Origin of the sequence: Hyphomonas sp. (genome assembly GCF_040882205.1) — a bacterium.
GTDB lineage: Bacteria > Pseudomonadota > Alphaproteobacteria > Caulobacterales > Hyphomonadaceae > Hyphomonas.
Map to the genome: position 1 here is coordinate 1 of NZ_JBBEBT010000065.1, position 7,015 is coordinate 7,015.

The following is a 7,015-nucleotide window of genomic DNA, read 5'->3' on the forward strand; positions in this document are numbered from 1 at the left end:
GCGATATGGGGGGAATTCACCCGGTGCAAAGGGAGTTGCGCCGATTGCCGGGATGATCCTGCAAGGCAATGATCCTGCAGAGGCGGGGCCGGCTGGATATCGGCGTAAGCAGGTGTTTGACGCCGCGGTCAGTGAAGCGGCTGCCCGCAACGTTGCGCCCCCTCACCCCCGGCCTCCTCTGTCTCCGGGAGCGGGGCCTCCGCCGGCGCGCTTCCCCAGGCCCCGCAATCAGGGTAGCCTGCGGCAAAAGCCGGGGAGGCTGTGGCATGACGTTTCTTGTTCTGGGGCTGGTGATCTTTTTCGGGGCGCATCTTTTCAGCGCGTTTCGCAGCCGGGAAGCCGGGAAGGATATCCGGGTGAAGATGGGCGCGGGGCCGTATATGGGGCTCTACAGCCTCGTGTCGCTGGCGGGTTTCGTGCTGATCGTCTGGGGTTATGGCGCGGCGCGGCCGGCGCCGATCCTCTATGTGCCGCCGCCGGGGCTGGCGCACCTGAACCTCGCGCTGATGCTGCCGGCGATGGTGCTGCTGGTCGCGTCGCAATTGCCGGCCGGGCGGATCGCCAGGGCGGTAAAGCATCCGATGCTGCTGGCGGTGAAGATCTGGGCTTTCGGGCACCTGCTGGCGAACGGGGAGCTGAACTCGGTCGTCCTGTTCGGCAGTTTCCTCGCCTATGGCGTGATCGACCGGATTGCGGTGAAGCGGCGCGGTGATAACGGGCCGGGGCCGGACAAGGCGCTGTCAGGCACGAGCGACCTGATCGCGCTGGGCGCGGGCATTGCGCTTTATGTTGTTATCCTTCTCTGGCTGCACCCCATCCTGTTCGGCGTGGTGGCGCGTCCCGGCTGAGGATCAGCGAGGTTTCAATCTACGGCCAAGCAATGGCGCGACGGCCATCAGGGCGAGGCCGATCGGAAAAAGTGCGCCGTGCGTGAGGTCGTAACCCGCGAGGTATTCGCGCAGGCTCATGCGCACCAGGCCGAGGGCCAGGGTGCTTTCGAGGGCGACGAGGACAAGGACGCCGAGGACGCCGAGCGCCAGGGCGGGGGCGTCGGTGCGCCGGCCGACCCAGGCGCCGATGGCGCAGGCGGCGAGGGTAGCGACCGGGAATTCGGCGAGGCGGCCCGTCCGCTCGCCGAAGGCGGGGATCAGGACCAGTTCGCGCAGGGCGCCGAAGACGAAGCCCGCCGCGAAGGCCAGCGGCCCATAGGCGAGCGCCCAGACAAGAAGCTTACGGACCGGGGATGTCACGGCGTTAACCCTCCTGTTTCCTTGCGGCCCGCGCGGCGGCGGGCTAATCGCTCAGCCGATGTCAAAGCAAACGCAGACGAGCCGCAAGACGGTGAAGGATATTGCCGCCGCCAAGGGCGCAACGCCGCTGGTGTGCCTGACGGCATATGATGCGCCGATGGCCGCGCTGCTGGACGCGCATGCGGACCTGCTGCTGGTCGGCGACAGTGTCGGCATGGTGGTGCACGGGCTGGCCTCCACCGTGGGCGTGACGATGGAAATGATGATCCTGCACGGCCAGGCCGTGATGCGGGGGTCGCAGGCGGCCTTCGTGGTCGTTGACATGCCGTTCGGCTCTTACGAGACGAATGCGGACCAGGCCTTCCTGAACGCCGCGCGCATCATGAAGGAGACCGGGTGCCAGGCGGTGAAGATCGAAAGCGGGGCCTATGCCGCGCAGCAGATTTCCCATCTTGTGGAACGGGGCGTTCCGGTCATGGGCCATGTCGGCCTTCGCCCGCAGGCGATCAACGTGGATGGCGGCTTCCGGGCCAAGGGCCGCACGCTGGATGAGCGCGCGCGCGTGATGGCGGAGGCCAGGGCGGCCGAGGAGGCCGGGGCGTTTGCCATCGTGATCGAGGGCGTCGCGGAAGACCTGGCGGCGGAGATCACCGCGGCTGTGGCCTGCCCGACCATCGGGATCGGCGCGTCCGGCGCCTGTGACGGGCAGATCCTGGTGACACCGGACATGCTGGGACTGTTTGACTGGACCCCGAAATTCGTGCGCCGCTATGCCAACCTGAATACGGCGATTTCCGAGGCGGTGGCGGCCTATGCGGCGGATGTGCGGGCCCGCACCTTCCCGGGCAAGGCCGAGACTTACAGCCTGCGAAAACCTGAAGCCTGACAGCGTTGTTCCGTTGCAGCCGCCCCGCGCGGCGTCTAGGTTCGCGCCGAATCCACCAAAGCCCCGCCGGAGCGCCCGTTGACCGATATTTTCTCTGAAGTTGACCAGAACGTCCGCGAGGAAAGGCTGGCGAGCCTTTGGCAGCGCTGGCGTGCGTTCGTGTATGGCGCAGTCGCCGTTATGATCGGGTCGGTCGCGGTCAATGAATTCGTGGTCAAGCCGCAGGCGGCTTCGGCCCGGGCGGCCCGGGCGCTGGAACTGGAGACTGCCGTCAAGGCGCTCGAGGACGGGCGTTATGAGGAAGCGCAGGCGGCGCTGAAGGCAATCGTCGACAGCGGCTCGAAACTCGCGCCGCTGGCCGCGCATTACCTGGCGCAGACGCAGCTGGAGGACGGCGGCGATGCGGCGGCGGCAGCTGAGACGCTGGCAGCGGTTGGCGGCACCGAGGGCGGCCCTTACGAGCGCCTCGCGCTGCTCAAGGCAGCCTATTTCCGGGCCGATACGCTGACGCTGGACGAACTGGAAACGACGCTCGGCTCGCTGGCGGCCGAGGAAACGGCGCTGGGCGCCCTGTCGCGCGAACTGATTGCGGCGAAAGCTTTTGCGGTGGGCGACATTGCCCGCGCGCGCACTGAGTATAACCGGCTGAAGTTTGATGCCGCCGCGCCGCAAGGCGTGATCCAGCGGGCGGAGCTGGCGCTGGACGCCATTCCGCTGCCGCCGGAGGCTGCCCCTGAAACCCCCGCGCCGACCGAGGCGCCAACAGATGCGACTGCCGAGCAGCCGCAGGAGACCGGCCAATGACTTTTTCCCGTTCCGCCGTCGCCGCCGCGGCGTTGGTCTGCCTGCTTGCCTTGAATGCGTGCAGCAGCTTTCCGAGCTTCGGCAATGACAAGGAAGAAGCCCTGAAAGCGGAAGACCGCGCCGGGCGTATCACCATGGTGCTGGATAACGAGCGCATTGCGCCCAGCGAAACCCTGACCGGTGTCGTGGTTGAGCTGCCGGCGGCGGTCGCAGTCGAGGCCTGGACTGAGGCCGGCGGCAACGCCACGAAATCGCCGGGCCATGTGATCGCTGCACCAGAGCTGGATATTGCCTGGCGCAAATCGGTCGGCAAGGGCTCGTCGCTCAAGAGCGCGATCACCACACCGCCGGTGACCAGTGCGACGACGATCTACACGCTGGACGCCAACCAGATGGTGCGCGCCTCAAACCTGAGGACCGGGTCGGAAGTCTGGTCGAAGCGCCTGAAGGGCAGCTCGAAGCGCGACAAGTCGGCAACCGGCGGCGGACTGGCCGTGACCGGTGACACGCTCGTCGTTGCCAGCGGCTATGGCTATGTCGTGACGCTGGACGCCGCGACCGGCGCCGAGAAATGGCGCCGCGAACTGGGCGCACCGATGACCGGTTCGCCGACCATCGATGACGGCCGCATCTTCGTGGCCTCCAATAACAATGAAGTCTTCAGCCTCAGCCTTGCCGACGGCCAGACCGTGTGGAGCGATCAGGCGATTTCGGAATCGGCCCGCGTGCTCGGCACCTCCAGCGTTGCCGCGGTCGAGGAGTTCGTGATTGCGCCGTTCTCTTCCGGCGAAGTGATTGCCTATCTCGCCGCCAATGGCCGCCGTCTCTGGACGGACGCGCTGACGCAGGCCGGCCGGTTCACGCCGATCTCCGAGATCAACGATATCGGCTCGCGCCCGGTGCTCGGCGCCGGTCTCGTGTTCGCGTCCAGCCAGTCCGGCACCACGGTGGCCATTGATGGCCGCAGCGGCGCACGGGTTTGGACGGCGCCGGTCGGGTCGACCCGCGCGCCGGCTCTCGCCGGGCGTTTCATCTTCGTGGTGGGCACGGAAAATGAGCTGACCTGCCTCGATGCGGCGACCGGGGAAGCCTACTGGGTGACCCAGCTGGCGCAGTTCGAAAACGAGAAGAAAAAGAAGAAAAAACTGACCTGGTCGGCCCCGATCGTGGCCTCGGGCCGGGTGATTGTGGTGTCCTCGAAGGGCGAGATGAAGGCCTTCGGCGTTCAGGACGGCGCGCAGGCAGGCTCTTTGAAGCTTCGGGATACCGTGTATATCGAGCCGATTGCGGCGCAGGGGCGGCTGTATGTCCTCACGGACGGAGCCAAACTGATCGCCATCGACTAGGGCCAGCAGGACTTTTCCTCGCTTTGGCCCCCATAAACCAGAGGGGCCACGGCCTTGCCTTTGAAACTTGCCATTGTCGGACGGCCGAATGTCGGCAAGTCCACCCTGTTCAACCGCCTGGTGGGCAAGAAGCTCGCGCTGGTCGATGATCAGCCGGGGGTGACCCGTGACCGCAAGATGGCCGAGGGGCGCCTTGCGACCCTGCCGCTGCTGGTGATCGATACGGCCGGTTTCGACAATGTCCGCGATGACAGCCTCGAGGCCCGGATGCGGGCGCAGACCGAGGCGGCGATTGCCGAAGCGGACGTCGCGGTGTTCCTGATCGATGCGCGCGTCGGTGTGACGCCGGAGGACGAGACCTTCGCGATGCTGCTGCGCAAGGCGAACATGCCGGTCGTGCTGGCCGCCAACAAGGCTGAGGGCCGGCAGGGCGAAGCGGGCGTGATGGATGCGTTCAGCCTGGGCCTCGGCGAGCCGGTCGGCCTGTCGGCAGAGCACGGCGAGGGCTTTGCCGAACTCTATGAGGCGATCCGCAACGTGCTGGGCCCGGAGGCCTTCGAGCGCGCGCTGGAGGAGGCCGAGCCCAACTACGGCGCCGGCGGCGGCGAGGATATTCTCGAGAAGCTTGCGCATATCGACATTGATGACGAGACATTGTCCGACGACGACCTGGTGGCCGCCATCGAGGCGGCGGATGTGGACATGCCGGATGTCGAGCCTGAGACGCCGCGTCCGATCCGGCTGGCAATTGTCGGGCGGCCGAACGCCGGCAAGTCGACGCTGATCAACCAGCTGCTGCAATCGGAGCGCCTGCTGACCGGGCCGGAAGCGGGGATCACGCGCGACTCGATCACCATCGACTGGGAATGGGAAGGCCGCCAGATCCGGCTGGTTGATACCGCTGGCCTGCGCCGCAAGGCGCGCGTGCAGGAAAAACTCGAGCGGATGTCGACCGCCGAGACCATCCGTTCACTGAAATATGCCGATGTCGTCGCGCTTGTCATGGACGCGCATGAGGCGCTGGAGAAGCAGGACCTGCAGATTGCCGACCTCGTGCTGCGCGAAGGCCGGGCGCTGGTGCTGGTGATGTCGAAATGGGACTCGGTGGAGGACCAGGACGGCGCGGCGCGCCATATCCGCGACCTCGCAAACCGGCTGGTGCCGAATGGCGGCGGCGCGCCGGTGGTGTTCCTGTCAGGCCTCACCGGGCGCCATGTCGACCGGCTGATGCCGGCCGTGGTGAAGGTCTACAAGGACTGGACCGCCAAGGTGAAGACCGGCGACCTCAACCGCTGGCTGCGCCACACGGTCGAACACCATCCGCCGCCAAGCGTGCAGGGCAAGCGTATCAAGCCGCGCTACATGGCGCAGATGAAGGCGCGCCCGCCGACCTTTGTGCTGATCGCCTCGCGCGGAGACCAGATGCCGGAAGGCTACAAGCGCTACCTGATCAACGGCGTGCGCGAAGCCTTCGACATGCACGGCGTGCCGATCCGGCTGTTTGTGCGCCAGGGCAAGAACCCCTATGCAGGCCGGATCGGGCCGGATGGCCCGCCGCGCTACAAGCGGGCGAAGGAGTAGGGGCGAGCGTCAGCCTGCGCGATAGGCGTCGCGCGCCTTCGCAAGCAGCGGAACGCTTCCGGCATCGAGGCCTGTGACGGCCCGGTCGATCGCCGCCTTCCATTTCGGGCCGGACGCCTCGGCCACATGAAGGGCTTCGCCCAGTTCGAAACTGCGCCGGACACTCAGGGCTTCGATCAAAGTGCCGGCCTGGATCAGATCCTTGTCCGACTTGGCGCGGGACCGGTCCGGTCTCAGCGTCGATACGATGAGCTTGTGAACGGCGTAGCGTGCAGGTTGAGGTACGCGGACGGGAACGCCGCCCCGGTGCAGGATAACGGACCAGACCGGCTCATGGATGAGGAAGTCGAGATAGCGCAGCGGTTGTGCGCTGGCGCCTCCGAGGGCCGGCATCGAGGCTGGTCTTGATCCGTACTCGGATTTACTGCGGTTGGGCGTCAGGAACTCAACCCGGTATTTTTGCCGGTTGGAGAACGCGACGGCGGCCGGGCCGTCAAGGGTGGCGACTGCTTCAAATGTGTCATCGACCGCCTTCAGGATGGCGAGGATCGGCGGCATGGAATCCCTGACAGCATCGGAGATCGCCTTGAACTGTGCGAAGTCGCTGTCCTGGGTCATGATCGAAGCGCCCGGAAGCCTGACCCCAAGCAATCCGGCATAAGTCTGGAAAGCGACTGTGCCGATGAGCACGCCTCTCAGCCGAAAGAAGCCAGCCTTCCATAACGCGTCGATAATATTGCCCGTTAGCGCATCCGGTTGAGGCAGGTTGGTTGAAAGGGCGCGCACCGTTTCACGGCGTTCGGCGAAGTCTCCCTTGAGGCGACCGAAGGCTTCAACGCGGCGCGTAATGGCCTCTTCGGCGACAGGTCCAACGTAACGCCGGGTTCTCGTCCCGCCGCCATAGAGCTGGTAGTACCAGTACTCGCGGCCCTTTGAGTTCACGCGCACAAACTGGCCCTGCTCATTGAAGTCCTGATCGAAACTCGCATCGATGCAGCGCTCGACCAGATCAGCAAAGGCGGTCTGGATGGCCAGGGGGATCTGTTGCATGGGCGGACTTCCCGGAACTGGTTGGGTCAGGCCTTGGTTATACCTGCTATTGGAAAAAAGGTATAACGGCCGGACAGACTTGTCCATAGGCAATTCTA

General features: G+C 65.8%; 7 protein-coding genes. 5 read left to right on the forward strand and 2 right to left on the reverse strand.

Features of this window, described 5'->3' with window-relative positions; translation table 11 throughout:
- The first annotated feature begins 266 nt into the window (after positions 1-266).
- Positions 267-848 carry an NnrU family protein gene (locus tag WEA77_RS02835; protein WP_368066344.1) on the forward strand — a complete coding sequence of 194 codons (582 nt, stop codon included), beginning with the start codon at positions 267-269 and terminating at the stop codon, positions 846-848.
- 3 nt (positions 849-851) lie between these two features.
- Here the strand turns inward: WEA77_RS02835 and WEA77_RS02840 are convergent, their stop codons facing one another.
- Positions 852-1,250 (reverse strand): hypothetical protein, encoded by a 399-nt coding sequence (locus WEA77_RS02840; RefSeq protein WP_368066345.1) that lies wholly within the window; start codon positions 1,248-1,250, stop codon positions 852-854.
- 58 nt (positions 1,251-1,308) lie between these two features.
- Between WEA77_RS02840 and panB the strand changes: the two genes are divergently transcribed.
- The 4 genes from panB (at position 1,309) to der (ending at position 5,867) form a co-directional block, all read left to right on the forward strand.
- Positions 1,309-2,136 (forward strand): 3-methyl-2-oxobutanoate hydroxymethyltransferase, encoded by an 828-nt coding sequence (panB, locus tag WEA77_RS02845; protein ID WP_368066346.1) that lies wholly within the window; start codon positions 1,309-1,311, stop codon positions 2,134-2,136.
- 78 nt (positions 2,137-2,214) lie between these two features.
- A complete protein-coding gene (locus tag WEA77_RS02850; RefSeq protein ID WP_368066347.1) occupies positions 2,215-2,940 on the forward strand; it encodes a hypothetical protein in 726 nt (241 codons plus the stop codon).
- Positions 2,937-4,286 (forward strand): PQQ-binding-like beta-propeller repeat protein, encoded by a 1,350-nt coding sequence (locus WEA77_RS02855; RefSeq protein WP_368066348.1) that lies wholly within the window; start codon positions 2,937-2,939, stop codon positions 4,284-4,286. Before WEA77_RS02850 ends, WEA77_RS02855 begins: the two co-directional genes overlap by 4 nt.
- Positions 4,287-4,340: 54 nt before the next feature.
- Positions 4,341-5,867: a ribosome biogenesis GTPase Der gene (gene der, locus WEA77_RS02860; protein ID WP_368066349.1), complete on the forward strand. Its 1,527-nt coding sequence runs from the start codon at positions 4,341-4,343 to the stop codon at positions 5,865-5,867.
- 9 nt (positions 5,868-5,876) lie between these two features.
- Here the strand turns inward: der and WEA77_RS02865 are convergent, their stop codons facing one another.
- Positions 5,877-6,917 carry a GSU2403 family nucleotidyltransferase fold protein gene (locus tag WEA77_RS02865; RefSeq protein WP_368066351.1) on the reverse strand — a complete coding sequence of 347 codons (1,041 nt, stop codon included), beginning with the start codon at positions 6,915-6,917 and terminating at the stop codon, positions 5,877-5,879.
- Positions 6,918-7,015: the final 98 nt, after the last annotated feature.

Coding starts and splice junctions, on each gene's coding strand:
- WEA77_RS02855 (WP_368066348.1), top strand. CDS start 2,937: ATGACTTTTTCCCGTTCCGCCGTCGCCGCCGCGGCGTTGGTCTGCCTG.
- WEA77_RS02835 (WP_368066344.1), top strand. CDS start 267: ATGACGTTTCTTGTTCTGGGGCTGGTGATCTTTTTCGGGGCGCATCTT.
- WEA77_RS02865 (WP_368066351.1), bottom strand. CDS start 6,917: ATGCAACAGATCCCCCTGGCCATCCAGACCGCCTTTGCTGATCTGGTC.
- panB (WP_368066346.1), top strand. CDS start 1,309: ATGTCAAAGCAAACGCAGACGAGCCGCAAGACGGTGAAGGATATTGCC.